Origin of the sequence: Streptomyces sp. NPDC006012, assembly GCF_042871185.1 — a bacterium.
Taxonomy (GTDB): Bacteria; Actinomycetota; Actinomycetes; order Streptomycetales; family Streptomycetaceae; genus Streptomyces.
The window spans coordinates 118,734-142,502 of record NZ_JBIAIE010000017.1 but is presented as its reverse complement, the minus strand read 5'-3'; the positions used below and the strand labels follow the sequence as shown (position 1 = coordinate 142,502).

Annotated in this window: 22 protein-coding genes and 1 pseudogene; 11 read left to right on the top strand and 12 right to left on the bottom strand. The window is 70.0% G+C overall.

Features of this window, described 5'->3' with window-relative positions; genetic code table 11:
* Positions 1 to 89: 89 nt before the first annotated feature.
* On the bottom strand, positions 90 to 1,088 hold the full coding sequence (locus ACFYPJ_RS26220) for a polyprenyl synthetase family protein (RefSeq protein ID WP_389021841.1): 999 nt from the start codon (positions 1,086 to 1,088) through the stop codon (positions 90 to 92).
* An 86-nt stretch (positions 1,089 to 1,174) separates the two neighbouring features.
* Positions 1,175 to 1,495: a MerR family transcriptional regulator gene (locus ACFYPJ_RS26215; RefSeq protein ID WP_389021839.1), complete on the bottom strand. Its 321-nt coding sequence runs from the start codon at positions 1,493 to 1,495 to the stop codon at positions 1,175 to 1,177.
* Here ACFYPJ_RS26215 and ACFYPJ_RS26210 point away from each other — a divergent pair.
* Positions 1,481 to 2,422 carry an alpha/beta hydrolase family protein gene (locus ACFYPJ_RS26210; protein ID WP_389021836.1) on the top strand — a complete coding sequence of 314 codons (942 nt, stop codon included), beginning with the start codon at positions 1,481 to 1,483 and terminating at the stop codon, positions 2,420 to 2,422. The genes ACFYPJ_RS26215 and ACFYPJ_RS26210 overlap by 15 nt on opposite strands.
* Before the next feature lie 130 nt (positions 2,423 to 2,552).
* Here ACFYPJ_RS26210 and ACFYPJ_RS26205 read toward each other — a convergent pair whose 3' ends face one another.
* Positions 2,553 to 3,575 (bottom strand): cytochrome c oxidase assembly protein, encoded by a 1,023-nt coding sequence (locus tag ACFYPJ_RS26205; RefSeq protein ID WP_389021834.1) that lies wholly within the window; start codon positions 3,573 to 3,575, stop codon positions 2,553 to 2,555.
* A gap of 389 nt (positions 3,576 to 3,964) precedes the next feature.
* On the opposite strand from ACFYPJ_RS26205, the gene ACFYPJ_RS26200 reads away from it, so the two are divergent.
* Both ACFYPJ_RS26200 and ACFYPJ_RS26195 read left to right on the top strand, forming a co-directional pair.
* Positions 3,965 to 4,504, top strand: a complete 540-nt coding sequence (locus ACFYPJ_RS26200) for a GNAT family N-acetyltransferase (RefSeq protein WP_389021831.1) — start codon at positions 3,965 to 3,967, stop codon at positions 4,502 to 4,504.
* Positions 4,505 to 4,658: 154 nt separating this feature from the next.
* A complete protein-coding gene (locus ACFYPJ_RS26195) occupies positions 4,659 to 5,198 on the top strand; it encodes a hypothetical protein (protein WP_389021828.1) in 540 nt (179 codons plus the stop codon).
* Between the two features lie 157 nt (positions 5,199 to 5,355).
* On the opposite strand, the gene ACFYPJ_RS26190 is transcribed toward ACFYPJ_RS26195, so the two are convergent.
* From ACFYPJ_RS26190 to ACFYPJ_RS26175, 4 genes are all read right to left on the bottom strand, one after another.
* Positions 5,356 to 6,093, bottom strand: coding sequence for an SDR family oxidoreductase (locus tag ACFYPJ_RS26190; protein ID WP_389021825.1), 738 nt, complete (start codon positions 6,091 to 6,093; stop codon positions 5,356 to 5,358).
* A complete protein-coding gene (locus ACFYPJ_RS26185; RefSeq protein WP_389021822.1) occupies positions 6,090 to 6,518 on the bottom strand; it encodes an OsmC family protein in 429 nt (142 codons plus the stop codon). Before ACFYPJ_RS26185 ends, ACFYPJ_RS26190 begins: the two co-directional genes overlap by 4 nt.
* 162 nt (positions 6,519 to 6,680) lie before the next feature.
* The gene (locus ACFYPJ_RS26180) at positions 6,681 to 7,580 is read right to left on the bottom strand and encodes an RNA polymerase sigma-70 factor (RefSeq protein WP_389021819.1); all 900 of its coding nucleotides are present in this window, start codon (positions 7,578 to 7,580) and stop codon (positions 6,681 to 6,683) included.
* A 429-nt stretch (positions 7,581 to 8,009) separates the two neighbouring features.
* The gene (locus ACFYPJ_RS26175) at positions 8,010 to 8,708 is read right to left on the bottom strand and encodes a TetR/AcrR family transcriptional regulator C-terminal domain-containing protein (protein ID WP_389021817.1); all 699 of its coding nucleotides are present in this window, start codon (positions 8,706 to 8,708) and stop codon (positions 8,010 to 8,012) included.
* 113 nt (positions 8,709 to 8,821) lie between these two features.
* Here ACFYPJ_RS26175 and ACFYPJ_RS26170 point away from each other — a divergent pair, with 113 nt between their 5' ends.
* Both ACFYPJ_RS26170 and ACFYPJ_RS26165 read left to right on the top strand, forming a co-directional pair.
* Positions 8,822 to 9,985 carry an FAD-dependent oxidoreductase gene (locus tag ACFYPJ_RS26170; RefSeq protein ID WP_389021814.1) on the top strand — a complete coding sequence of 388 codons (1,164 nt, stop codon included), beginning with the start codon at positions 8,822 to 8,824 and terminating at the stop codon, positions 9,983 to 9,985.
* A 335-nt stretch (positions 9,986 to 10,320) separates the two neighbouring features.
* Positions 10,321 to 10,764, top strand: a complete 444-nt coding sequence (locus ACFYPJ_RS26165) for a cupin domain-containing protein (RefSeq protein WP_389021811.1) — start codon at positions 10,321 to 10,323, stop codon at positions 10,762 to 10,764.
* Positions 10,765 to 11,014: 250 nt separating this feature from the next.
* Here the strand turns inward: ACFYPJ_RS26165 and ACFYPJ_RS26160 are convergent, their stop codons facing one another.
* Together ACFYPJ_RS26160 and ACFYPJ_RS26155 are read right to left on the bottom strand one after the other, a co-directional pair.
* The gene (locus ACFYPJ_RS26160) at positions 11,015 to 11,779 is read right to left on the bottom strand and encodes an SDR family NAD(P)-dependent oxidoreductase (RefSeq protein ID WP_389021809.1); all 765 of its coding nucleotides are present in this window, start codon (positions 11,777 to 11,779) and stop codon (positions 11,015 to 11,017) included.
* A 321-nt stretch (positions 11,780 to 12,100) separates the two neighbouring features.
* On the bottom strand, positions 12,101 to 12,574 hold the full coding sequence (locus ACFYPJ_RS26155; RefSeq protein ID WP_389021806.1) for a carboxymuconolactone decarboxylase family protein: 474 nt from the start codon (positions 12,572 to 12,574) through the stop codon (positions 12,101 to 12,103).
* 352 nt (positions 12,575 to 12,926) lie between these two features.
* Between ACFYPJ_RS26155 and ACFYPJ_RS26150 the strand changes: the two genes are divergently transcribed.
* Positions 12,927 to 15,377 carry a SpoIIE family protein phosphatase gene (locus ACFYPJ_RS26150; protein WP_389021802.1) on the top strand — a complete coding sequence of 817 codons (2,451 nt, stop codon included), beginning with the start codon at positions 12,927 to 12,929 and terminating at the stop codon, positions 15,375 to 15,377.
* Positions 15,378 to 15,463: 86 nt separating this feature from the next.
* On the opposite strand, the gene ACFYPJ_RS26145 is transcribed toward ACFYPJ_RS26150, so the two are convergent.
* A complete protein-coding gene (locus ACFYPJ_RS26145) occupies positions 15,464 to 16,897 on the bottom strand; it encodes an aldehyde dehydrogenase family protein (RefSeq protein WP_389021800.1) in 1,434 nt (477 codons plus the stop codon).
* Between the two features lie 355 nt (positions 16,898 to 17,252).
* Between ACFYPJ_RS26145 and ACFYPJ_RS26140 the strand changes: the two genes are divergently transcribed.
* Together ACFYPJ_RS26140 and ACFYPJ_RS26135 are read left to right on the top strand one after the other, a co-directional pair.
* A complete protein-coding gene (locus ACFYPJ_RS26140) occupies positions 17,253 to 18,077 on the top strand; it encodes a helix-turn-helix transcriptional regulator (RefSeq protein ID WP_389021797.1) in 825 nt (274 codons plus the stop codon).
* A 282-nt stretch (positions 18,078 to 18,359) separates the two neighbouring features.
* Positions 18,360 to 18,668: a hypothetical protein gene (locus tag ACFYPJ_RS26135; RefSeq protein WP_389021794.1), complete on the top strand. Its 309-nt coding sequence runs from the start codon at positions 18,360 to 18,362 to the stop codon at positions 18,666 to 18,668.
* Positions 18,669 to 18,898: 230 nt separating this feature from the next.
* On the opposite strand, the pseudogene ACFYPJ_RS26130 reads toward ACFYPJ_RS26135, so the two are convergent.
* A pseudogene (locus ACFYPJ_RS26130) lies at positions 18,899 to 19,072 on the bottom strand (MgtC/SapB family protein); the annotation flags it as partial.
* A 22-nt stretch (positions 19,073 to 19,094) separates the two neighbouring features.
* The gene (locus ACFYPJ_RS26125; RefSeq protein WP_389021791.1) at positions 19,095 to 19,694 is read right to left on the bottom strand and encodes a hypothetical protein; all 600 of its coding nucleotides are present in this window, start codon (positions 19,692 to 19,694) and stop codon (positions 19,095 to 19,097) included.
* Positions 19,695 to 20,110: 416 nt separating this feature from the next.
* On the opposite strand from ACFYPJ_RS26125, the gene ACFYPJ_RS26120 reads away from it, so the two are divergent.
* The 3 genes from ACFYPJ_RS26120 to ACFYPJ_RS26110 all read left to right on the top strand — a co-directional run bounded on the left by ACFYPJ_RS26120 (position 20,111) and on the right by ACFYPJ_RS26110 (position 23,739).
* Positions 20,111 to 21,244, top strand: a complete 1,134-nt coding sequence (locus tag ACFYPJ_RS26120; protein ID WP_389021789.1) for a hypothetical protein — start codon at positions 20,111 to 20,113, stop codon at positions 21,242 to 21,244.
* A 71-nt stretch (positions 21,245 to 21,315) separates the two neighbouring features.
* Positions 21,316 to 22,167 (top strand): hypothetical protein, encoded by an 852-nt coding sequence (locus ACFYPJ_RS26115; protein WP_389021786.1) that lies wholly within the window; start codon positions 21,316 to 21,318, stop codon positions 22,165 to 22,167.
* 369 nt (positions 22,168 to 22,536) lie between these two features.
* Positions 22,537 to 23,739, top strand: a complete 1,203-nt coding sequence (locus ACFYPJ_RS26110; RefSeq protein WP_389021783.1) for an MFS transporter — start codon at positions 22,537 to 22,539, stop codon at positions 23,737 to 23,739.
* Positions 23,740 to 23,769 lie beyond the last annotated feature (30 nt).

Below are 23,769 nucleotides of genomic sequence, written 5' to 3'. Positions count from 1 at the left end.
CGGCCCGCGAGCCGCTCACCAGGTGACTCCCTCGGATCCGGCTGATTGCCGCGCCAGGACGTCCGCGCCGTCGTCCTGGCGTGGCCGGCCTACGGCGTCGGTTCGAGGGAGGCACGGGGATGGAGGAGCATACGGGACGTCTGGTCCACCAGGTCGCGCACTACGGAGAGATAGGCTTTCGTGCCGCCGAGTGCGTCCAGCAGGTGGCCGGCCCGGCCGCGGAAGTGGTCGATGTCCTTCCGGTACCGGTGCAGGACCTCGGGCGCCAGCAGGATGCCGGCGAGGTCCGCTCGGGCGGGAGCGGAGTCCTGCGCGGCGCGGTGCAGGGCGTGGAGGCGTTCCCTGGAACCGGGAGCCTCTTCGTCGAGAGCGCAGGCGAGCAGGTAGGTCGCGGTGCCGTTCAGGATGTCCTCGTTGCGCCCGGACAGAATGTCTTCTTGATCGTTCAAGAGCTGCCACAGCACGCCGAAGAGTTCGCCGAATTCCCGCCACAGGGCCACACGTGATGCCGAGGCGTTCGCCCATTGCGCGGCCATGGTGGTGATCATGCCGAAGGGTGCGCCGGACTTGCGCAGGTAGGCCAGCGCCACCGCGTCTGGTGTGGTGTCGGCCGTCGCCCCGTGCAGGTCCCTGAGCTGACCCTCCGTCGCGTTGATCCAGCACCTCACTATCTCCTCCCGTAGCGTGTGCCGTACCGGCTCCGGGACGCGTTCCGACTGAACGACGAGAAGAGGCAAGGGGACTCCGGCGATGACCGTGGCGAGCAGCACGTCACCTCGGCGCAGTTCGTCCGCCGCGCTGGTGCCCTGCGCATCGGCCAGGTCGTCCAGGCAGCAGGCCGAAGTCCACCAGAGTTCATGGACGATGGCCAGTGGGAGTGCAGGTTCGAGTGTGCCCGTCTCGACGGCGTGCACGATCAACGGCAGGACCGACAAAGGGTATTTGAAGGTACGGTTCACCAGGAGCTTGGCGACGGCCGCGCGGACCGAGGGCGCCGACGGCCCCAGCAGCCCGAGCACGGCTTCTCTCTCCGCGTCGATCTCCGCGGCCATTCGACGGTACACATCCACGTACGACAGTGCGGTCATGCGAACCCCCACGCTGGAATGCGCCGAAAGCAATTGGAGCACACTATGTGCATCGTTCGAACGGGGGAAACGTGTCCGCGCAGTTCTCAGCCTGATGCGGCGGTCCTGGCCGGGCAGGGCCGGCCCGTCCGCAGATTCCCGGCGGCGCCGGTGATGACGGAGTCGAGTCGGTTGCGGGTGCGGACCAACTCGGCGACCCGGCCATCGATACGGTCCCGCTCCGCCGCCAGCCGGTCGAGCAGTTCCGGCGTGGCATCGCCGTCGACGACGCACGGCAGCAGGCCGACGATCACTCTGCTGGACAGACCGGCGGTGTAGAGCTGCTGGATCAGTTGCACGCGTTCCACGGCGCTGTCGGGGTAGTGCCGCTGGCCGCTGGGGAAGTGTTCTGCATGACCACATCGCATACGGCGACGACCGCTCCCTTCGCGGCCGCCACCCCCGTCGTCTCGGTGAAGCCGATCGTGCTGCGGGCACCGGACCGCGGCGAGGATCTGCACATACGTGTGTCCGCGCCGGTGACCGGACACAACCTGCCGATCATCCTTTTCGCGCACGGCTTCGGCTCCTCACTGGACGGCTACGGTCCCCTGACCGACTACTGGGCCGCCCACGGCTTCGTGGTCGTCCAGCCCACCCACCTCGACTCCCGGACCGTGCGCCTGCCCCAGGACGATCCCCGCACCCCGCGGATCTGGCGATTCCGCGTCGAGGACATGAAACGCATCCTCGACCACCTCGACGTGCTGGAAGCCGCCGTGCCCGGCCTCGGCGGCCGCCTCGACCGAAGCCGGGTCGCCGCCGCCGGACACTCCTTCGGCGGCCAGACGGCGGGCAACCTGCTGGGCCTGCGCGTCCTCGACCCGGTCACCGAGCGGGCGCAGGACCTGTCCGACCCGCGGGTCAAGGCGGGCGTGCTGCTCGCCACGGCCGGTGCGGGCGGCGACAACCTGACACCGTTCGCGGCCGAGCACTTCCCCTTCATGAACCCGGACTTCTCTCACATGACCACACCGGCCCTCGTGGTCGTGGGGGACCGGGACGACTCCCCGTTGAGCGTGCGCGGACCGGAGTGGATGGCCGACCCGTACCACCTGAGCCCCGGCGCCAAGAGCCTGCTCACCCTTTTCGGAGCGGAGCACTCCCTCGGCGGCATCCCCGGTTACGAGGCCAAGGAGACCACCGACGAGAACCCCGCCCGAGTCGCCCTGATCCAGCAGGTCACCCGGGCCTATCTCCGTTCGGCGCTCGGAATCGACAACTCCGGGTGGGCGGCGGTACGGAAAGCACTCGCCCAGGGCGACCACCCGCTGGGACGCCTGGAATCCAAGTGATCGCCCGGACTCCCCGGTCCGGCGCCTGGCAGCGGCCCCGCATCCGCCCCACTGATTCCGCCACACCGGCGCGGCGGGCACATGACAAGCCGACGGCGCCGGTCACCCCGCACCGAGCGCGGCGCCCGGCTCAGTCGCCCCGGCGCTGGCGCCGGATCCGGTCGGCCACTTCGTTCCGCTCGGTCTCCCACCATGGCCGCACGCGGTCCGCCGCGGCAGCGAGCGGACTCCCGGGGTCGGCCGGCGGCGCGGGAACGGGAACGAGTTCGGTGTCCAGACGGCGGTCGAGCGCTGCCGTGCGGGCCCGTTCGGTGCGTGCCCACTGGGCGAGGACGGCCAGGAGGAAGGGCAGTGCCACCAGTTCGGCGATGCCCACCATCGCGCCGCCACCGGTCTGCTGGTCGTGTTGGACGTTCGTGTCCCAGGGCGGTGCGTGGTGCAGATACCAGGCGCCCGCGATCAGTGTGCCGTGTGTCATGACCACGATGCCCGGCACGGCGTCGACCAGGCCGTCGAGGAACACCAGGGCGGCCCGTACGGGATGGGTGCACCAGGACGGCAGTGTCTGCTCGCGGGTGAGGACCGGTACGACGAACAGGCAGCCCGCCGCCAGCAGATTCAGGTACATCAGCTCGTGCAGCCAGCTCAGGCGCAGCGCGGTGGCGAAGTACGGCGTGAAATAGACCGTGAGTTCGGTGGCGAGCACGAGGACCGTGCTGACCAGGGGGAACGTCAGGATGCGCACCACCTTGCCGGTCATCGCCCGGCGGACGCGCACCGCGGTGGTCCGCGGCAGGGCCTCCACGGCGAGCCGCAGGGGATCACCGAGGGCCAGGCCGAGGGGCGCGAGCAGATCGAGCAGGACGTTCTGCACGGCGGCCGGCCAGAACAGTACGCGGTCGTACACGGCCAGCCCCGACATCGTCGCCACCACCAGCGTGCCGAGTCCCAGCACGACGAAGGCGGCGAGACGCGCGGCGGACCACGACCTGCCGCGCCGGCGCAGCCGCAGCACCCCCCAGCCGTATGCCGCACCCAGGGCACCGCACAGCAGCAGCGCGGGGACGTCGAGCTGCCAGGAGGACAGCAGACGCCCCAGGGCGGGTTCCGGGAGGGACGCGGCCGCCAGGTGGGTCACGGTGCCGGCAACCATGCGGATGATCGTCCTCCTTCGCTTCTCCGGGGGAGCCGGGCCGACTCTCCCGGAAGGGACGGTAGCCGCCGGACCCGCGGCACCGGGCGGCGGGGGCACGGAAGCCGAGATCTCCGCGGGGGAGGGCGGGCATGCCGTGCGGCGGACATCACGCCCTATGTGCGGACACACCCGCTCTATGTGCCGACACATGTGCCCTGTGCGCGGGCACACACGCCCTATGCATGGACATGCACGCCCTGCGGTTGGTCGCGAAGACCCTCGCCGCATCGACCTCGACGAGGCAGATGGTTGCGGTCCTGCCGTACCGCGTGGCGAGGCCGCCCCTGCGGGCGGGGCAGCGAAGTGTTTCCCGGTCGGTCGAACTGACCAGCTGTTAGCGTGCGCGGATGGCAGAACTGAATCTTGAGGCTTGGCCGCCTGAGCCGATAAAGACCGGGCGGCTCGTCCTCCGTGAGGCCGAGACCCGGGACCGTGCGCCGTTCATCGAACTGCTCGCCTCGCCAGAGGTGCACACCTACCTCGGCGGTCCCCGCCCGCGTGACGAGCTTGAGCACGAGCTGCCCGAGGTTCCCGAGCGGTGGCCCGGAAGTTTCGTCGTTGAACTCGACGGGTCGATGATCGGCCAGATCCTGCTCAGGAGAGCATCGGAGAACCATCGCCCGGCTGCCGCGGGGAAGGCCGATCTCGGCTACCTGTTCCTGCCGCGGGCATGGGGATTCGGATACGCCGCCGAGGCGTGCGCGGCGGCACTCGACTGGATCGACGGCGTCCTTCCCGGCGAGCCGGTGGTGCTCGCCACCCAGACCGCAAACGTCGCCTCGATGCGCCTCGCGGCAAAGCTGGGGTTCACCGAAGTAGAGCGGTTCCACGCCTGGGACGCCGAGCAGTGGCTCGGCATGCGGTCGCCGGTCACGCCGTCCGATTGAGTTCGTGTCGGAAGCGCCGGGGGAGTAACCGCCCCGCCAGCATGGTGCGTTCGACGGGGCAGGCGGTTCCGGTACCACCGCCCGACCCCTCGTTCGGGCGGTTTATCAGTGAAACGGATGGTCGGGGCGGACCCCGCCCCGGTACCCCTGAGCCATGAAACTCCGCGTGCTCGTCCGCGCCCTCTCCGCCCTCGCCGCCGCGGCCGCCCTCTGCGTCGGCCTCGCCGGCTCAGCCCACGCCAACACCGTCTACACCCAGAACGGCTTCGAAGGCGCCACCCAGCAGTCCGCCTGGACCCGGTCCGTGACCGGCGACGGCCAGGCGTTCACCTTCGGCAGCACCAGCGCCCACGGCGGAACCGTCTTCGGCGTCCTGAGCGCCTACCACGGCACGGCGTCGTATTCGATCCGTCTCCCCGTCTACTCCAGCACGAGCAGCTGCGCCGCCCAGATCTGGGTCCGGCACAACAACCTCGGGCGCGGCACCGGCACCTACCGCGTCGAGGTCTTCGACGACCACGCCGCCTACTACGACCGCGTGATCACCCCGGGCACCGACTGGACGGTCTACCAGACCGGGGACATGTACCCGCGGGGCGGCCCGCTGGTCCTGCGCGTCAGCATCGACGTGCCGGACTCCTGGGCCGCCTCGGGCGTCGACATCGACGACTTCGCGGCTTCCTGCCAGTACTAGAGCGGTTCTTGCGGAGCATCCTGCGGACCGGAAGCGACGATGCGACGCGTTTCCAGCCGTCAGCCGATCACACCCGTCGGGCAGCGATCGGCCGGTCCGCAGGAAGCCGTTGTGCGGCTTCGGCCCGGACCGGCCGTCCGGCGCCAGACGCAGAGCTTCAGCTGAGCCAGTCGGTGAACCGGATCTCGCCGATGTGCGCACCCGGGGCCGGCACCAGCGTGGTGTCCTCCAGTACCGCACCGAAGTAACGGGCGCTCGCGTCCGCGACCACCGTGCGAGGGTCCTTCTCGGCGGCCAGGCCCTCGCGGATGAGCTGGTCCAGCTGGAACTCGTCGGGGCCTGCGACCTCCACCACGCCCCCTACCGGGTCGCCGACCGCGGTGCGGCCGACCGCCGCGGCCACGTCGTCGGAGGCCACGGGCCGGAACTTCACGGGAGCGAGACGCACGGTGTCGCCCTCGGTAGCCTCGGCGGCGATGGCCTTCACGAATTCGAAGAACTGCGTGGCGTGGACGATGGAATAGGGGATGCCAGACGCCTTGATCAGCTCCTCCTGGGCCTGCTTGGCGCGGAAGTACCCGCTCTCCTGCAGGCGTTCGGTGCCGACCACGGACAGGGCCACGTGGTGGGTCACCCCGGCCTTGGCCGCCGCCATCAGCAGGTTGGTCGTGGACGTACGGAAGAACGTCATCACGGCCTCGTCCTCGAACGAGGGTGAGTTGGACACGTCGATCACGACCGACGCGCCCTGCAGAACCTCGGCCAGACCCTCGCCGGTCAGTGTGTTGACACCGGTGTTGGGCGAGGCCGCCACCGCCTCATGACCGTGCGCATTGAGCTGGGCGACCACCTTCGAACCGATGAGCCCGGTTCCACCGATCACTACGACCTTCATGACGTGTTCCTCTCGGATATTTTCAGGGTGCGGCACGCGGCGCCCGGTTCGTGCGATGAACCACTCCCAGGCACCAGGACATGTGTCACTGAGGCAGTGCCGGGCCGTGGGACGTCTGGGGCTTCGTCACGATCGTGGGGACCGTCACCACCACGGCGCCTCGGGCCAGAAGACGCTGTACGGGACAGCGCCCGGCGACCGTCAGCAGTTGCGACGTGGTCGAGCGGCAGGCCGCGCCGGTCCGCGAAGGTCCGGACGGCCAACGAGGTGCAGGAGCCGAGCGCGGCCAGGAGCAGCTCCGCGGGCGTGGGGCCGGTATCCGTCCTGACGGGCTGAGGTTCGTCCGCGGCCAGCACATGCGGACCGACAGCGATGGACCGGGCGAGCCGTCGGCCTTCGCTGATGGACACGGGGCGCGTATTCATCCGTCTTCCCCTCGGGCAGGGCGCCCCGTCGCACGGCTCACGGCCGTCGGGTACAAGGACGCAGGTGGCAGCGGGACGACGTCGCTTGCCCCGTTGCCACTGAAGACAGGACGGCTTCCCCATTTGTGACAGGGGCGCGCACACAGTCGGCCCGCAGGGGCCTCAGCCGCCCAGCGACGCCACGTACGGATCGAGCTTCGCCCGATTCATCACCCAGATGATGCGTTCAATGCCCTGCGCCGACACATCGACGGACAGCAGGGCCACCGGGTGTCCGTCGGACGACCCGACGAGGACGGCCGGCCTGCCGTTGGCCTCGACCCAGCGGATTTCCGACTCAGGCCAGAAGCGCGGCGCGAAAGCGGCCAGGTAACGGGAGACACGTACCCGCCCCACCACCGGAATCCTGGACGCTCCGCGTGCGCCGCCGCCGTCGGCGTAACTGACCACGTCCGCCGTGAGGACCTTTTCGAGCGCCGACAGATCGCCGGTCTGCGCCGCGGCGAGGAACACCTCCAACAACTGCCGGTGCGCGCCGGGGTCGACCGGTTCGCTGCGTTCCGCCGACAGGTGTTTGCGGGCGCGGCTGACCAGCTGACGAGCGTTGCCCTCGCTCGTCTCGACGATGTCCGCGATCCGCTGGTACGGGTAGTCGAATGCCTCCCGCAGTACGTAGGCGGCTCGTTCCACGGGGCTCAGCTTCTCCAGAAGGAAGAGAACCGCCAGGTCGAGGGCCTCTGCCCGTTCCGCGCCCAACTGCGGGTCCGCGCTGGTGTCGACCGGCTCGGGAAGCCACGGCCCGACGTACGACTCGCGCCGTACCTTCGCGGACTGGGCGAAGTTGATCGCCAGGCGGGTGGTGATCGTCGCCAGGAAAGCGGACGGCTCGTGGACGGCGTTGCGATCGGCGTTCTGCCATCGCAGCCATGCGTCCTGGACGATGTCCTCGGCCTCCACCGCGCTGCCGAGCACCCGGTAGGCGATGCCGAACAGCCGGGGACGCGCCGCCATGAAATCTTTCGTAGCCCGGTCGAGCGAGTCCGCCTCATCCCCAGCGCGCATGCCTGTCCTCCCGTTCCGCAGCACCATGTTAGACGCCGTCGCAGCAGGTCGCGCGCCGTCATGCCGGAGGCTGGAACGCGAGGTCAGGGGCCATGCGGGCACAGCCGTGGAGAGAGGCCGGCTGCCCAGGCGGCCACTGCGCACGGGCGCTTCACGACTGCAGCGCGCGACGCCCAGCGACGCCGCCACGGGCTGCGCGGGCGCAGGTGCCACGCCTCGGTGTTCACCCTGCCTGCCGGAGCGTTCGCACGCGCCCGACCGTTTCGGGGGTGACCGCTCAGGCGCCCACCAGCCGGTCCGGAACGGCTACCACGGGGACTTGGGGTCCATCCGGAGGCAGCGCCGCACGTTCCGCGGAGCGCAGAGCAGCCTGCCGTACGACATCGGCGAGGTCGATCCCGGTGGAGCGGACGCCCCCTCAGCGCGGCATCATGCGGGCGGTCGCGGGTCCGCGGCCGTGTTCAGGCCGTCCAGGAGCATGTCGAGGCCGGTGATGAACTGGTCGCGGTCGGCGTGGTCGCGCAGGTCCTGGGCGGTGCGCGTCAGGAAGGGGTAGTCGGCGGGGTCGAGTGCTTCCCAGCGTTCGGCGGTCTGGGCGAGGAAGGCGTCGCGGCTGGTGGTCGCGTCGGGGGTGGCGCGTGGGGCGATGATCTGGGCGCTGATTCCGGTGATGTAGTAGGAGATCGCGGTGGAGACCGCGAAATGCCGTTCGGCGGGCAGCCCGGTTCGGGCGACAAGGGTGCCGATGCGGTCGAGCAGGCGCAGCGCGTTCTCCAGTGTGGGCGGCGCGTTGACGTGGGACGCTGCCCAGGGGTGCCGGTCAAGGGCATCGAAGACAGCGATGGCAAGCGCGCGCAGCCCCGATCCGGCGTCTTCCTCGGGGTACGTGTCCGCGGCGAAGGCGCCGCCGAGCACCTGATCGGCGGCCAGCGCGACGAGCACGTCCTTGTTCGTCACGTGCCAGTACAGCGCGCCGGGTCCGGTGTTCAGGTGTTTGGCCAGCAGCCGGAAGGTGAGCCCCCGCTCGCCGTGCTCGTCCAGCAGCACAACGGCCGCGCCGACGATCAGCTCTTGTGAGAGGGCGCCGGCCCGCCCCCCGCTGGGTGCTCTTCCTCGTGTCCGCTGCATGACCGCATTTTGACACAGTCTGGTCCGGTGTTCCATATTGCTTATGGAACACCGGACCATATGGGCGCCGGGCAGAGGTCCGGCGTGCCGCCCGCACAGTGACGAGGAAGCCCGTGAACACCAACCACCACCCGATCGCCATCGTCGGTGCCGGCCTCGGCGGCCTGACCCTCGCCAGGGTCCTGCACGTCCACGGCATCCCCGTGACGGTCTTCGAGGCCGACCCGTCAGCGAAGTCCCGCACGCAGGGCGGGCAGCTCGACATCCACGAGGACGACGGGCGGCGCGCACTCGCCGACGCCGGCCTCATCGACGAGTTCCGCGCGATCATCCACGAAGGCGCCGAGGCGTCGCGTGTGCTCGACCGGCACGGGAAGGTGCTGTTGTACGCCCCCGACGACGGCGCGGGGCGGCGTCCCGAAGTGCTCCGCGGAGACCTGCGCCGGATCCTGCTCGACTCCCTGCCCGGGCAGACGGTCCGGTGGGAACACAAGGTCACCGGTGTCCGGCCCCTCGGCGACGGCCGACACGAACTGACCTTCGCCGACGGCACGACCGTCACCAGCGGCCTCCTCGTCGGCGCCGACGGCGCCTGGTCGAAGATCCGCCCACTGCTCTCCGGCGCCGAGCCCGAGTACACCGGCACGACGTACATAGACACCTATCTGTACGACGCCGACCAGCGGCACACCGCGACGGCCGAGGCGGTCGGTGTGGGCGCGATGTACGCACTGACTCCGGGCAAGGGGATCGTCGCGCACCGCGAGGCGGGGAACATCCTCCACACGTACGTCATGCTGAACCGCTCCGCCGAGTGGATCGCCGCCACCGACTTCACCGACGCCGCAGCCGCGACGGCTCGGGTCGCGGCCGAGTTCGACGGGTGGGCCCCAGAACTCACCGCACTGATCACCGACGGCGAGACCGCTCCGGTCGCACGCATGATCCACACGCTTCCGGACGGACACCGATGGGAACGTGTGCCCGGAGTGACGCTCCTCGGCGATGCCGCGCACCTGATGCCGCCGTCCGGTGACGGCGCGAACCTGGCGATGTTCGACGGCGCCGAACTCGGCAAGGCCATCGCCGCTCACCCGGACGACTTCGAGGCGGCTCTCACCGTCTACGAAGAGGCGCTGTTTACGCGTACCGAACCCGTCTACGCCGAGGCGCACGACATGCTGGACCTCTGCCTCGGCGAGCGCGCACCGTTCGGATTCATCGACTTCTTCAACGGCGGCCCCCAGGGCCAGGACGCGGCACGGGACCAGTCCTGAGCCACTCCTGAGCCACGGCGCCGACGGGCTCCGTGCCATGGCGTGAGGCCGTCCTCGAAGGCTCGGCACCGCAGCCCGCAAAGGCAACAACGGTGGCCTGCCCCTGCCCACCACCGCCGAGGCCGCACACCGTGCTTCGCCGCTCCCACCCCGGCCCCGCACATGTTTCGCGATGAGCCGATGCAGCTACCCATGACCCATGTCACAGATGCACGACGTGCTCGGTCACCAGTGGGAGACGGCCACGGGAACCGGATACGCCGACACGCGCCCGGCAGACGGTGTGCCGGCCCCAGGGCGCGGTGGACCAGACGGACCAATGGAGGTGCAAGACGATGTCGAAGAAGGACTCGGCGAACGGGACGGGATCGCAGCCCCGCTCGGATGCTTGGAAGACGGCGCCCAAGCTGCTGCAGGACGCCGCACCGCTCACCATCCCCGAGGGTGCCTCGGCGATGACCATTCACGTGGAGTGGGAGCCCGGTGACCCGGGTACCCCGCCGCACCGGCACTCGGGGCCGGCGTTCGGATACGTCATCGAGGGCGCGGTCCGGTTCGAGCTCGAAGGCGAGCCCGAGCGGGTGGTCGAGGCCGGTGGGACGTTCTGGGAGCCGGGCGGTGACGTGATCCACTACCAGGACGGCAACGCGCTGTCGGACGCGCGGACCCGGTTCGTCGTGACCATGATGTGCGCTCCGGGCAAGCCGATGCTCGAACTGGTCGACGAGGGCGAACTGGCACAACGCGCGCATCTGCGTGCCCCGCGTCCCGCCGCCTGACCTCCCGCGTGACCTGCACGGCCCGTCCCGCCGGGCTCCGATCCCCGGCGGGACGGCCGGTCGCGGCACGGGTCCCACCGATGTCGGGTACGGCATGCTCACAGCGCTGTTCTCAGCCGTGGCCACCCATGGGCTGTGGCCTGCCGACCCGCCCGGGAAACTCGGCAGGAGCAGGAGACGGGCCGCGACTCGGACCGCTGAGGTCCGCGGGTCGGGGCGGGTCGGGTCCGGGCCGAAGCCGCGAGCAAGGTCAGACGAGTTCGAGTCCCCCGTCGACCGTCAGGATCTGACCGGTGATGTGCCGGCCCCGGGGATCGGCGATGTACAGGATCCAGCCCGCGACGTCCTCCGGGTCGCCGAGCCGGCCCGTCGGGATGCGGCGGAGTTCCTGGTCGAGCATCTCGTCGACGGTGTCCGGCGAGAGACCGGCAGCGGCCAGGACGTCCGTCTTGGTGGGGCCGGGGGCGATCGCGTTCACCCGTACCCCTTCGGACGCGAGCTCAAGTGCCCAGCTCCGCGTCAGCTGTTCCAAAGCAGCCTTGGTGGCCGCGTAGTGGGCTCCTCCGGGAAGCGGGCGATGACCGTACGTGCTGGATACGTTGACGATGGAACCCGAGGAGTCCCGCAGGTGTGGCAGCGCCGCATGGGCGAGGAGGCTCGGAGCCGTCACATTGAGGTCGAACAGATCGGAGATGACCGACCGGTCGGTCTCCGCCAGGGGCATCACGGCAGTGGTGCCGGCATTGTTCACGAGCAGGTCGAGTCGCCCCCACCGCTCAAGGACAGTGGCCACGACGACGTCGGCGGCCCCCTCCCCGCGGATGTCGAGCGGCAGGACCACGATGTTCCGGTGGCCCTGAGCCGTCTCCTCCAGAGCTTCCCTGCGGCGTCCCACACCGAGGACGTGAGCCCCTGCCTCGGCCAGGGCGATCGCCGTGGCACGGCCGATACCCGAGCCGGCGCCGGTGACGACGGCTACCCGGTCCGTGAAATGTGGTGGGGTTGAGCTGGACATGTTTTTCCCTTGTGTGGAGTTCTGCGGCCTGGGTGACACGGTGGGAAAGGCTTCCCACGGCGTCAGCGCGCCGTACGAGAGTGCGCAGCCCGGGCCACGTCGGAACCGGACCGCTGTCTCCTCAAAAGACCTGGTCCGGGTACGACACGCCGACACCCCTGTGTGTGCGTCGGCGGGCCGGCGATGTACCGATGGGGCAGCGGCGGCGTCGGCCGCTGCCCCGATGGGCCGACGGGCATGGCCTCATGGACACAACCGGCGGCCGATGGTGTGGCTGACGTGGTGACATCGGCCACAGGTGTGGAAGGTCCTGCGGTTCGGTCAGCCGAACTGGCCGGGCTGGTAGTCGCCCGCGGGCTGCTGGTTGATGACGTTGATGCGGTTGTAGGCGTTGATGACGGCGATGAGCGAGATCAGGGCGGTGAGCTGATCCTCGTCGAAGTGCTTGGCCGCGGCGGTCCATGCCTCGTCGGTGACTCCGCCGGCCGCGTCGGCGATGCGGGTGCCCTGCTCCGCCAGTTCGAGTGCGGCGCGCTCGGCCTCGGTGAAGACCTTCGCCTCCCGCCAGACGGCCACCAGATTGAGGCGCTGCTGGGTCTCCCCGGCGTGTGCGGCGTCTTTACTGTGCATGTCGGTGCAGAAGCCGCAGCCGTTGATCTGGCTCGCGCGGAGCTTCACCAGTTCCTGGATCACGATCGGCAGCGCCGAGTCCGTAATCGCCTTGCCGGCCGAGTTGATGTGCTTGAGCACCTTCGCCCCGAACGGGTTGCCGAAGTAGTCGAGACGCGATTCCACGATGATCTCCTTGTCGTACGGGGTCTGCGGATCTGCAGCTCCACCTGACTGACCGAGTGGCCCGCCGATGTGTGACAGGAGAACGCGACCGCATGCGTCCGGGCCGAGCCGGCCGGCGCTCGCCATGCTCGTCATGTCGCCGGTCCTCCCGTCCCGGACGAGCGACCGAGCCGGTCGGCCTCGGCTGACAGGATGGGGTTTCAGACCGCATGTTCGGGCGTCGTCACAGATCAGCGCGCTGTCCGGTCCATTCCGCAAAGGCGCGAACGGGACATGTCCCCACGTGTGCTGCCCGCAGCCATTCGCGCATCGGCTCATTCCCGCACCCCCGACCCACTTGAGGACGAGCTAGATGACCAGCACTGACGACGCGACGCCCGAAAAGCAGCCGGACACGCCCGACACGATCGACTCGGCGTTCGCGCTCCTCGACGAGCAGGGGACGGTGACCGGCTGGACCCGGACCGCCGAGCGGCTCACCGGATACTGCGCGAGCGACGTGGTGGGCCGGTCCGCCGCGCTGATACTGCCCTCCTTCGGGGACGCGCCGACGACATCGGCGTACGTCGACCACTGCATGGCACAGAACGGCTGGTCGGGCACCACGGCGGTGCGCCACCGGGACGGCCGGACCGTCGACACCGGCCTGCGTGTCTCCAGGGTGCGCGGGCGGGAGGGAACCGCCTGCTGGTTGGTGTCCGTGACCGGCGCGCTGTCCGGGCAGGCGGTGAAGGCAGCAGTGGGGGCGCCGCTTCTCGCCCGGGCTCAGATCGGCATCGTCGTGCGTGACCCGGACCTGCGGTGCACCTGGGTGAACGACACGATGGAGAGCCACGACGGCATCGGGCCCCACCGACGCCTCGGACACCGGTTCTCCGAAGCGCTGCCCGGCGCCAAGGCCGAAGCCCTTGAGGCAGTGATGCGTCAGGTGCTGCACAGTGGTACCACCCGGGTGCACGAGTACCGGTCGTGGCTGGCGACGGGCCTGCGCCGGGAACACACCTTCTCGGCCTCGTTCTTCTGCCTCCAGGGCGCCGACGGCGAGCCACTGGGGGTGTGCGCCATCAGCGTCGACATCACCGAGAGCCGGCGCACCCGCGAGTGCCTGGCCGTCCTCGGCCAGGCCGGTTCGCGCCTCGGCAGCAGCCTCGATGTGATGCGGACCAGCCAGGAACTGGCCGACCTCGCAGTGCCGTTGGTCGCCGACTACGTCGCGGTCGACCTGGAGCAGTCGGTCCCGTTCGGCGCCGGGCCGCCGGTCCGCGTCGGCCCGGCGGGGGAACGTCCGCCGGTCTTCCGGCGCGCGGGTCTGGCCTCCATCCGGCCGGGCGTCCCCGAATCACCGTGGCTGCGCGGCGAACAGGTCCCGGTGCCGCCCGCTTCACCCCTCACCGACGTCATGCGCACCGGACGCTCCTACCTGGAGCCGATCATGGACACCGCCGAGGGCACATGGGTCGCCCGGGATCCGGCACGGGCCCGGAAGATCCACGAGAACGGCATGCACTCGATGATGATCGTCCCCATCCGTACCCGGCGCGCTGTGCTGGGCGTGGCCCTGTTCGTCCGCACCGAGGATCCGGTGCCGTTCCAGCAGGGCGATCTGCTCCTGGCCGAAGAACTCGTCAGCCGTGCCGCGCTGTCGCTGGACCACGCCCGCCAGTACGCCCGTGAGCAGACCGAGGCCCTCGCGCTCCAACGCAACCTGCTCCCGCAGCGTCTGCGGGGCGGCACGGCGGTCGAGGCGGCATCCCGCTATCTGCCCGCCGACATGGACAACGGCGTCGGAGGCGACTGGTTCGACGTGATCCCGCTGTCCGGTGCCCGGGTGGCCCTGGTCGTCGGTGATGTGGTCGGTCACGGTCTGCACGCCGCGGCGGCCATGGGCCGGCTGCGCACGGCCGTCCGCACGCTCGCCGACATGGAACTGCCGCCCGACGAACTGCTGGCGCATCTGGACGACACGGTGCAGCGGCTGGCCGAGGAGGACGTCGACGCGCCGGACCAGATCCCCGCCGTCGCGGGCGCGACCTGTCTGTACGCCGTCTACGACCCGGTCACCCGGAAGTGCGCCATGGCAGGGGCCGGACACCCCCCGCCCGCGATCATCGATCCGCAGGGCCGGGTCACCTTCCCGGACCTGCCGACGGGAACACCGCTCGGACTCGGCATGGGGAACCCGTTCGAGGCCGTGGAACTCGAACTGCCCGAAGGCAGCCTCCTCGCCCTGTACACCGACGGCCTGATCGAAACCCGCGACCAGGACATCGACGTGGGAATGCACCGCCTCGGCAGCGCCCTGGCCCAACCCGGTCGCTCCCTGGAAGACCTCTGCACCCGGGCGGTGGAGTCGTTCCCGGGCCGGCCCCCGTCCGACGACGTCACCCTTCTGCTCGTCCGGACCCGCTCGCTCAGCCCCGCCCAGGTGGCGTCCTGGACCCTGCCCAACGACCGGACCGCGGTCCATCGCGCCCGGCGCGTGGCAGCGGGCCAGTTGAGCGCCTGGGGTCTGGAGGACCTTGAGGACACCACGAAACTGATCATCAGCGAACTGGTCACCAACGCCGTCCGGTACAGCACCGGCCCCATCGTCCTGCGTCTGATCCAGCACCAGGTCCTGACCTGCGAAGTGGCCGACACCGATTTCTGCTCCCCCCGTCCGCGCCGTGTCAGCTGGACCGACGAGAACGGGCGGGGCCTCTTCCTGGTCGCCCAGTTGGCCCGCAGGTGGGGCGCCCGTTCCGTCTCCGGCGGCAAGGTCGTCTGGGCCGAGGAGGACCTTGCCGCCACGCCGCCGTCATGACGTGCGGTCGTCACGCTGTCCGCGCTCGGGGAGCCGCCGGACGGGGGTTTCCGCCTCCGTACGGAAGGCCACGGCGATGCGGCGACTCAGCGGGTGATCGCCTTGGTCTCAAGGAACTCCGCGATGCCGGCCCGACCCATCTCCCGGCCGTTGCCGGACTGCTTGTAACCGCCGAACGGCGCCTGGAAGTTGTGCTTTCCGCCATTGACGTCGACCTGTCCGACGCGCAGCCGCCGGGCGATTGCCATGGCGTGCTCCTCGTCACCGGTGACGGCACCGCTGAGGCCGTAGACGGTGCCGTTGGCGATTTCGACGGCGTGGTCGTCGTCGGTGTAGGGGATCACGACGAGGACGGGCCCGAAGATCTCCTCCTGAGCGATGACGGAGTCCGGGTCGACGTCGGAGAAGATCGTGGGCCTGACGTAGGCACCCGTCTCCAGACCTGCGGGCCGGCCGGGGCCCCCGACCACCAGCGTCGCGCCGTCGGCGATGCCGTGGCGGACGTAGCCGTCCACGCGGCGGCGCTGGGTCTCCGAGGCGACGGGACCGATCCGCGTGGACTCGTCGGCCGGGTCACCGACCGTGTACTGCTGGGCGGCGGCCCGCAGCTTCTCGACGACTCGGTCCTGGAGGTCCTGGGGGACGAGCATGCGGGTGTAGGCACCGCACGCCTGCCCGCCGTTGGCCCAGGCGTAGGCCAGCCCGCGCTCGACGGCGAAGTCGAGGTCGGCATCGGGCAGGACGATGTGGGCCGCCTTGCCGCCCAGTTCGAGCGCGACGCGCTTGACGGTGTCCGAAGCGGCCGCGGACACGCGCTTGCCGGCGGTGGTGGACCCGGTGAAGGAGACCATGTCGATCTTCGGGTGCCGGGCGATGGCCTCACCGACGACCGCGCCCGTGCCCTGCACGACGTTGAGCACCCCGTCCGGGAGACCTGCGCCGGTGGCGATCTCCGCGAACATCCGGGCGCTCAGGGGCGAGATCTCCGACGGTTTGAGGACCACGGTGCAACCGGCCAGGAGCGCCGGTACGACCTTCGTCACCACCTGCTGGAGGGGAAAGTTCCACGGGGTGATGGCACCGACCACGCCGATCGGCTCGTGGATGATGAGCGAGTTCTCGATCTCCTCCGTCCACTCGAACCGTTCCACCGCGGTGATCGCGGCGAGGGTCGACGCCACGGGGAAGGCGGCCTGGGCCTGGCGGGAGAAGGCGATCGGGGCGCCCATCTCCAGCGTGATCGTGGCCGCGAGCGCCTCGGAGCGCTGCTGTATTCCCTCGGCCAGACGCCGGATCACGGTGACGCGGTCCCCGGGCGACGTCGCCGACCAGCCGGGGAAGGCGGCGAGTGCCGCCTCCACCGCGCGGTCGACGTCCTCGGCCGTGCCTTCGTGCACGGAGGCGATCACGGAGTCGTCGGCCGGATTCAGGACGTCGATCAGCGGCCCGGAGCCGGGCACGGCACGGCCGTTGATCCAGTGGGACGCAGCGGGGAAGGGGACCTCACGGAGTTCGTTCATGCCCGCAAGGCAACACCGGTCGTCCGGCGGCATCCATGTTCGTTCGTGCCCATGATCCGGGTCACTCCGCCGCTCCGCTCAGGCACCGACACCACGCTGAGGGCCTGCGGTCCGAACCCGGGAGCCCGCCGGGCCGGGATCGCCGCGACCGGCGCCTTTCGCAGTCATGCTCTCGTACACTCCGGCGCATGCGCGGGCTCCGTGACGAACACCACGGCCCGCCGGGAATCGACAGCCGGGCCGGATGGCTCAAGCCCTTGCGGGCCGAGCGGCGCATTCCAGGGGACGAGCCCGGGCGGGAGACGGCGGCGGACCGGAACATCGTCGGTGAACACCACAGACCGGGAGGACTGCGATGGCGGACAGAGCGGGACTGGCGGGCTTTCTGCGGACACGTCGGGTGTCCCTGCAACCGGAGGACGTCGGACTGCCCCGCGGGCGGCGCAGGCGAACCGGAGGGTTGCGGCGCGAGGAAGTGGCGGCTCTGTGCGACATGTCGGCGGACTACTACACCCGCCTCGAACAGCCGCGCGGGCCCCATCCTTCGGGGCAGATGCTCGCCGCGATCGCCCGCGGCCTGCACCTGTCACCGCAGGAGCGGGACCATCTGTTCCAGCTCGCCGGTCATGCTCTGCCCCCCAGAGAACGACGCGGTGACCAGGTCGATCCGGGGATGACCCGCATCCTGGACCAACTGGAGGACACCCCCGCACAAGTGATGAACCAACTGGGCGTGACACTGAAACAGACGCGGCCGGCGGTGGCCCTGCTGGGCGACGAGACCGCGTACACCGGACTGTCCCGGAGCGCCCACTACCGCTGGTTCACGGATCCGGCCTCCCGGCTCCTCCACCCCGAGAGCGATCATGACGTGCAGAGCCGCCTGATGGTGGCGGACCTCAACGGCGCCCACAGTCGCGACGGCGTCGACTCGTACGTGGGCGAACTCGTCGACACACTGCGCGGCGAGAGCCCCGAGTTCGCCGAGCTCTGGCACCAACGCCCGGTGCTGGGTCCCTCCTGTGCGGCCAAACGCTTCCAGCACCCGAAGGCGGGGCTGCTGGAACTGCACTGCCAGACGCTCGTCGATCCTGACGCTTGCCAGCGGCTCCTGGTCTACACCGCGGTACCGGGCACCGAGAGCGACACCAACCTCAGGCTCCTGTCCGCGCTCGGGTGACCGGCACGCACGCCCCGACCGCGGACCACCTGGGCAGCGGCGTCCGGTGAACCGGAAGCATCACCGGGCGTAGATAGGCACATCCGACAAATCCCCCCTGTGCTCATGTGCCCCGGCACTCGGCAACCGTGCGGTTTCCCTGGCTGACGGTGGGGAATTTTTTCAGCCGGAAAGGTGAGTCGCAAAGCGCCTTTCGCGGCCTTTCAATTCCCGGAATTCACTGCGCTGTTGTCGCGTCTTCTTCAAGAATGCCGCAACGGGCACACGGATAAAGGAGTTTCCATGTCCACTCAACGGATCGGCTCCGGAAAGACCACAGCAGGACAGGGCTGGCAGGCTTACGGACCCAACGGCATCTACATCGACGTCGATACGTCGTCCGCACGCTTCACCGGTACTCCGACCTACGTCAGCTCGGTGGGCGGCGCCGGCGGCACCCAGTGGGCCACGACAGGATCCGCGGCCATCTACGAGCCCACCAGGACCGGCTTCCGCGTCTACCTGCGGTGGTCGGACGGCACTGCCCTCTCGCCCGCACACGCGGCGGACAAGGGCTGGTACATCAACTGGATCGGAGTCGACGAACCCTGATCCTGCCCGCGACATCCACGCCCGGTCCGCACCCTTCGTGCGGCGGGACCAGCCCGTGCCGTCGTGGCCCGCGCTCGCGGCTGCGCCCGGGCGCTGCGGCCAGGGCAACGGTGTCGGTACGGGCCGTCGCTGCCTGATCCGCACGGACCGAGGACCCCGTCCCGTTCGGCGAATTATCGGCGGGCAGGCGGTGCACAGTGCCGGTTCCCCCGACGGACGACTGCGCGTCGGGCGAGGGCCGGCAGCCCGCCGCCGCAGGCCGTTCCGACCGCCGCGGTCAGCCAGATCGTGGCGGCCGTGGTCGGCCCGCGGACGGCCTCCCGCCGTACGAAGACCGGCCCGCCGCCGATGCACCCGGTCCCGGCGGCGACGTGTGCCGCCACCCGGGACTGGTCGAGGACGACACACGGGCTGAGGCGGGATTGGTCAGGCCGCGAGGGTCAGTTCACAGGGACAGGGACGGTATTCCAGGCCGAGTTCGCCGTCGACGGCACGGCTGGTGCGGGTGGCGGCGTCGGCGACCGACTCCCAGGATCCGTATTTGGCGTAGAGCTGATCCGCTGTCGGGCCGAGCGGGTTGCCGTACTTCGCCACGTTGCGCGCTTCGAGGAGCCGGACCTCCTCCGGTGACATTCCGGCCCGGGTGATCTCCTTGGCGTCGTTGCGCATGTCGACCAGGTGCCGGGCGATCTCCTCCGGGCTGCGGCCCTCGGCCCGCATCGCACACCGCACACGGTCCATGTCGCCGATGAGCGCGTGGTACCGCATACGGATATCCCGCTGGTCCTCCCGCTCCTGCGGCGTGGACCGGCGGATCTCGCACACCACCGGTTCCGGACTCGTGCACGGACCGGTGCTGGGCGGCTCCTGGGACAGCGGGGCGACGACGACGGAGCCGCCGCAGGAATCCGCGCAGTACGCGGCGGTGGCGGCGGCGAGTGTCGTGGGCAGGGCGGCCGTCAGGACCATGGCCGCGACCAGTGCGGCACGGCGCAGCAGCCGGACGGTGAAGGCAGACAGAGACATGGCGCCAGCTTTTCGGGGCGGGGTGGGCGGGAGCGGGCGGCGCGCATGCGGATCACACCTGCGGGCGACAGGAAACAGACGGGGGTGGCGTGTCGCCGTCGGCGGGTTGACGGGTACGGCCGGCCTGGTCGGTGGCGGCCGGGGAGCGCGGCGGGCGGGCCACCGGTTCACTCACTCGGCGTGGCCGGCCGGGCGGCCTGGGCAGCCGGGCCCGCCGATGTCCGGTCGCCCAGGGCCCGTCGCGGTCTCCCGTAATCCTTTCGTGTCCCTCAAGTCGCCCATATATCACCTGCTCTTGACACCATGCCACCGTAGGGCAGGACGATTCGGGGGGCAGCGTGGCCGATTCGGCTCCGTCGAGTGCGAGAGAGCCGTCGCTGAAGGCGGTGCGTGTTCCGGGCGTACTGCTCCGGCGTGTGTTACGGGTGCTCCGGCTGTCCGTCGTCATGGCCGTGCTGGTCGGCGGGACCGTCGGACTGGCCGCGAGCGGGCATCTGGGGCTGCCCTTCCAGCAGGTCACCACTCTCACCGGGCGGCTGGCGTCGGTCGGTGACCTCTTCGAGGACCCGGAGATGATCCGGCTGCTGCGCAAGCACGGGCTGCGCGTGCACACCATCAGTGCGGGTTCACGCGAAGTGGCCACCGGCAGTCTGGACGGCCTGGACTTCGCCTTCCCTTCCGGCAAGTCGGCGGCGGACCAGCTCCACGCCGAGCGACAGGCGGCCGGGCAGTACAGCAACGACTCCGAACCTTTCTACAGCCCACTGGTGCTGGCCACGTATCGCGAGTATGCGGAAACGCTGGTCGACAAGGACGTGGCCGTGCGCCGCGGCAGCACGCAGAAGCCGCTCTACTACTCCCTCGGCATGTCCAGGTTCGTCGAGTTGGCGAACACCGCCTGGCACGACATCGGCATCACCGAGCACGGCGTGGACAACCACAATCTCGTGCTCGCCCGGACGTCCGACATCTGCCAGTCCAATTCGGCGGACAGCTACCTCGGTCTGCTCGCCTTCACCCTCAACGGAGAACGGCCGATCAAGGATGCCTCCGAGATCCCCGGACTGGCCGCCAGGCTCAAGGAGCTGATACTCCGGCAGGGCAGCCCCGGTACCGACCTGAGCACGAAGTACGAGTCCTCCGCCGGCCCCAGTACCGCCCCGGTCGTCGTGATGTACGAGCACCAGTTCCTGGACTACCAGGCCAAGTACCGCGCCGAGCACGGCCGGCTGGACGAACACCGGGTGCTGCTCTACCCCGGTACGCAGATGGTGAGCGAGCCGCACTTCGTCGCGCTGAACCACCGGGCCGACCGGCTCGGCGACCTGCTGAAAGGGGATCCGGAATTCCGACGCCGGGAAGCCCGGCTCGGCTACCACACCTTCGGCACGGACGAACTGGGCACGAACATCGCGAAGTTGCACGTACCTGATCCCGACACCACCAGCACCGAGCAAACCGACCGCACCGCGGCCCAGATGCCGGACTACCCCCTGCTGGAACAGCTCATCACCAGTATCAAGTCCTGCCCTCCACCGGTATCGGACTGAGGGGGACCAGGAACGGCCACCGGCCTGAACCGGCCCCGACCGACCTCGACGAGTGAACGAAGGTGTGCGCAGTGCCCGTATTCAGCGACGGCCTGTGGTGGGACATCAACTGGCGCTGGATGGTGGTGTGGCTGGTGACCGCGGTGAGCGCCTTCGCCGCGGTGGGACTTCTGGTCGGCGCCAGGCGACGGCGCCGCTCCAGCCCTTCGGCCGGTCTGCTGTCCGGCCGTACGTGCGTCTACCTCGACGACCGGCAGATCATGGACACGTACCAGATGAACCAGTACGCGGTGGCGCTGCGCAAGGAGGTCGAACTGCGCACCACCACGAACCGGGCCGTGAAGCTGATGTGGCGGCTGCTGCCCTTCATCAACCCCGAGGCGAACTTCGAGGCGAGCCGCGAGTCCGCCGTCAAGTACATCCAGGTGGCCGAGCCGATCTCGGTGATCGGCGTCATTCTCGACGCCCTGGAACGCAGCAACGCCGTGGTCCACGCCGATCTGTACGAGTCCACGATCCGCAGCGGGCCGGCCCTGCGCAGGGTCCGCGGGTCGGGCGGCACCCGGCTGAGCGCCACCAGGAAGTGGTTCGTTCTGCTGACCGCCGACTTCACCCCGGACGCGGCCGCCACCACCCCGGGCGCCGATGTCTTCACCGCGCCGTACGGTGACACCGCCCGGGTCCGCCTCGCCTGCCGCCCCACCGGCTACCGTGCTGCCGGCAGCACCGGAACCGCCCTCCCGGGCACCCCCGACGGGGCACCCGACGCCGCCTTCGGCACCGAACCCCGACCCGCACCGGCCCCCGTCCCCACCACTTCGTCCGTCCCGGACCTGACCGGCGCTCTCTGCCTGGCCAAGGTGGGGAGTTGGCGGTCCACCACCGGCACGCTCGACGTCACCCCGTTGGCAATCTTCAGGTAGCCCTCACGGGGACGCGGTTTAGGCAAAGCGCATCTCCATGTCTTCGTCAAAGATTTCGACGAACTTGAGTTCGGTGATGCCGGTCGCACCCATTCCGCGTGAACTTCCCTCGGCATCCCGGCCGATGCATTCACTTATCACGCATATAGTGATCTGACAAGGTCTCATACTGCTCATTTATGGCGCATACGTTGCCTTGCATCCTGTGGTATGCCCTGCCTAGTCTCGGTGTCGGTGAGCGCCCCTCAGGTGGGCTGTCAAATAACCCGAGGTCGGGAAAACCGGTAGAGCGGGGAATGCTTGACGGTGGGAAGCGCAGGCGAGACGAAAAGAAATCCAGGAGAAGCCGACCTCAGCCTACGCGGCACGATGGGTGCGTCACCCGTCCGTGAACTCCTCATCGGTTCGGTGATCGGGCGATCCTCCGCGGCGATGATTTCGGTGGGGACCGTACTGCTCATTCAGAACACCACCGGTTCCTTCGCGTTCGCGGGAAGCGCCGCCGGAACGTTCGCCCTCTTTTCGGTCGTGGTCGGTCCGGTCCGCAGCTGGTTCACCGTGCGCTGCGGGCATCGTCTGACACTGCTCATCCTGGCGGGTGCCCAGGCGCTGGGCCTGATCGCGCTGACCGCGGCCGCCACCCGCCACTGGCCGGCCTGGCAGATCCTGGCCCTGACCGCGCTCGTCGGCGCGGCCAGCCCGCCCTTCGGGGCACTCATGCGCGTCGGCTGGTCACGGGCCCTGCCCGAGCCGGTCCTGCCGAAAGCCTTCGGCATCGACGCCGTCTGCGAGGAAGTGACGCTGATGGTGGGGCCGCTGCTGGTCGGCGCGGCGGTGGCCCTGGCGGGAACACGGACGTCCCTGCTCATCAGCAGCGGGCTGTGTCTGGCGGGTGCGGTGACCATGGCGGCCGGCGCCCCGTCGGCGCACGGCGACGACGGCACGCCGCAGGCCCACGTGTCGGTGCGATCGGCGGTGCGCGGTGCCGCTCCGGTCCTCGTGGCCCTGGCCGCCGTGGGCCTGACCGTGGGCATGATCGAAGTGGGCGTGCCGGCCCTGACGGAGGAGTTCGGCCGGGTGGCCCTGGCCGGACCGCTGCTGGCCGTGCTCTCCGCCGCCAGCGCGTGCGGCGCCTTCGTCTACGGCAGGATCGCGGAACGCGCCCCGCTGGAGCGGTGGTTGGTGTGGCTGTCGGTGGGTGCCGCACTGGGCACCGCCTTGCTGGCAGCCGCCGTCGGCCTGTTCACCCTGGTACCCCTGCTCGTGATCGCCGGACTGGCGGTCGGACCCGCCGTCATGACGGGTTACCTGATGGCGGACCGCGTGGCCGAAGGGCACGCGGGCAAGACACACGCGGCCATCCTGGCCGGTGTCGCCTGCAACGGCGGCACGGCCGCCGGCGCCGCCGCAAGCGGACTGCTGATCGGCTCCGCCGGCACCCACACGGCTTTCCTGGCCGTCGCCGGCACAGCCGTGCTGGCGATCGGCGCGAGCCGTCTGCTGCCGTCCCCCACGGCACCGGCCCGGAGCGGTGCCGAACCCGCACGGTCGGCCGCCAAAGGTACCTCCTGATTCCCTCCGAATTCCCTCTCGGCAGAAAGG

Excerpts from the sequence above, each read along its gene's own strand:
- ACFYPJ_RS26220 (WP_389021841.1), bottom strand. The coding sequence starts at position 1,088 with ATGACCGCACTGTCGTACGTGGATGTGTACCGTCGAATGGCCGCGGAG.
- ACFYPJ_RS26210 (WP_389021836.1), top strand. The coding sequence starts at position 1,481 with ATGACCACATCGCATACGGCGACGACCGCTCCCTTCGCGGCCGCCACC.
- ACFYPJ_RS26215 (WP_389021839.1), bottom strand. The coding sequence starts at position 1,495 with ATGCGATGTGGTCATGCAGAACACTTCCCCAGCGGCCAGCGGCACTAC.
- ACFYPJ_RS26205 (WP_389021834.1), bottom strand. The coding sequence starts at position 3,575 with ATGGTTGCCGGCACCGTGACCCACCTGGCGGCCGCGTCCCTCCCGGAA.
- ACFYPJ_RS26200 (WP_389021831.1), top strand. The coding sequence starts at position 3,965 with ATGGCAGAACTGAATCTTGAGGCTTGGCCGCCTGAGCCGATAAAGACC.
- ACFYPJ_RS26195 (WP_389021828.1), top strand. The coding sequence starts at position 4,659 with ATGAAACTCCGCGTGCTCGTCCGCGCCCTCTCCGCCCTCGCCGCCGCG.
- ACFYPJ_RS26190 (WP_389021825.1), bottom strand. The coding sequence starts at position 6,093 with ATGAAGGTCGTAGTGATCGGTGGAACCGGGCTCATCGGTTCGAAGGTG.
- ACFYPJ_RS26185 (WP_389021822.1), bottom strand. The coding sequence starts at position 6,518 with ATGAATACGCGCCCCGTGTCCATCAGCGAAGGCCGACGGCTCGCCCGG.
- ACFYPJ_RS26180 (WP_389021819.1), bottom strand. The coding sequence starts at position 7,580 with ATGCGCGCTGGGGATGAGGCGGACTCGCTCGACCGGGCTACGAAAGAT.
- ACFYPJ_RS26175 (WP_389021817.1), bottom strand. The coding sequence starts at position 8,708 with ATGCAGCGGACACGAGGAAGAGCACCCAGCGGGGGGCGGGCCGGCGCC.
- ACFYPJ_RS26165 (WP_389021811.1), top strand. The coding sequence starts at position 10,321 with ATGTCGAAGAAGGACTCGGCGAACGGGACGGGATCGCAGCCCCGCTCG.
- ACFYPJ_RS26160 (WP_389021809.1), bottom strand. The coding sequence starts at position 11,779 with ATGTCCAGCTCAACCCCACCACATTTCACGGACCGGGTAGCCGTCGTC.
- ACFYPJ_RS26150 (WP_389021802.1), top strand. The coding sequence starts at position 12,927 with ATGACCAGCACTGACGACGCGACGCCCGAAAAGCAGCCGGACACGCCC.
- ACFYPJ_RS26145 (WP_389021800.1), bottom strand. The coding sequence starts at position 16,897 with ATGAACGAACTCCGTGAGGTCCCCTTCCCCGCTGCGTCCCACTGGATC.
- ACFYPJ_RS26140 (WP_389021797.1), top strand. The coding sequence starts at position 17,253 with ATGGCGGACAGAGCGGGACTGGCGGGCTTTCTGCGGACACGTCGGGTG.
- ACFYPJ_RS26135 (WP_389021794.1), top strand. The coding sequence starts at position 18,360 with ATGTCCACTCAACGGATCGGCTCCGGAAAGACCACAGCAGGACAGGGC.
- ACFYPJ_RS26125 (WP_389021791.1), bottom strand. The coding sequence starts at position 19,694 with ATGTCTCTGTCTGCCTTCACCGTCCGGCTGCTGCGCCGTGCCGCACTG.
- ACFYPJ_RS26110 (WP_389021783.1), top strand. The coding sequence starts at position 22,537 with ATGGGTGCGTCACCCGTCCGTGAACTCCTCATCGGTTCGGTGATCGGG.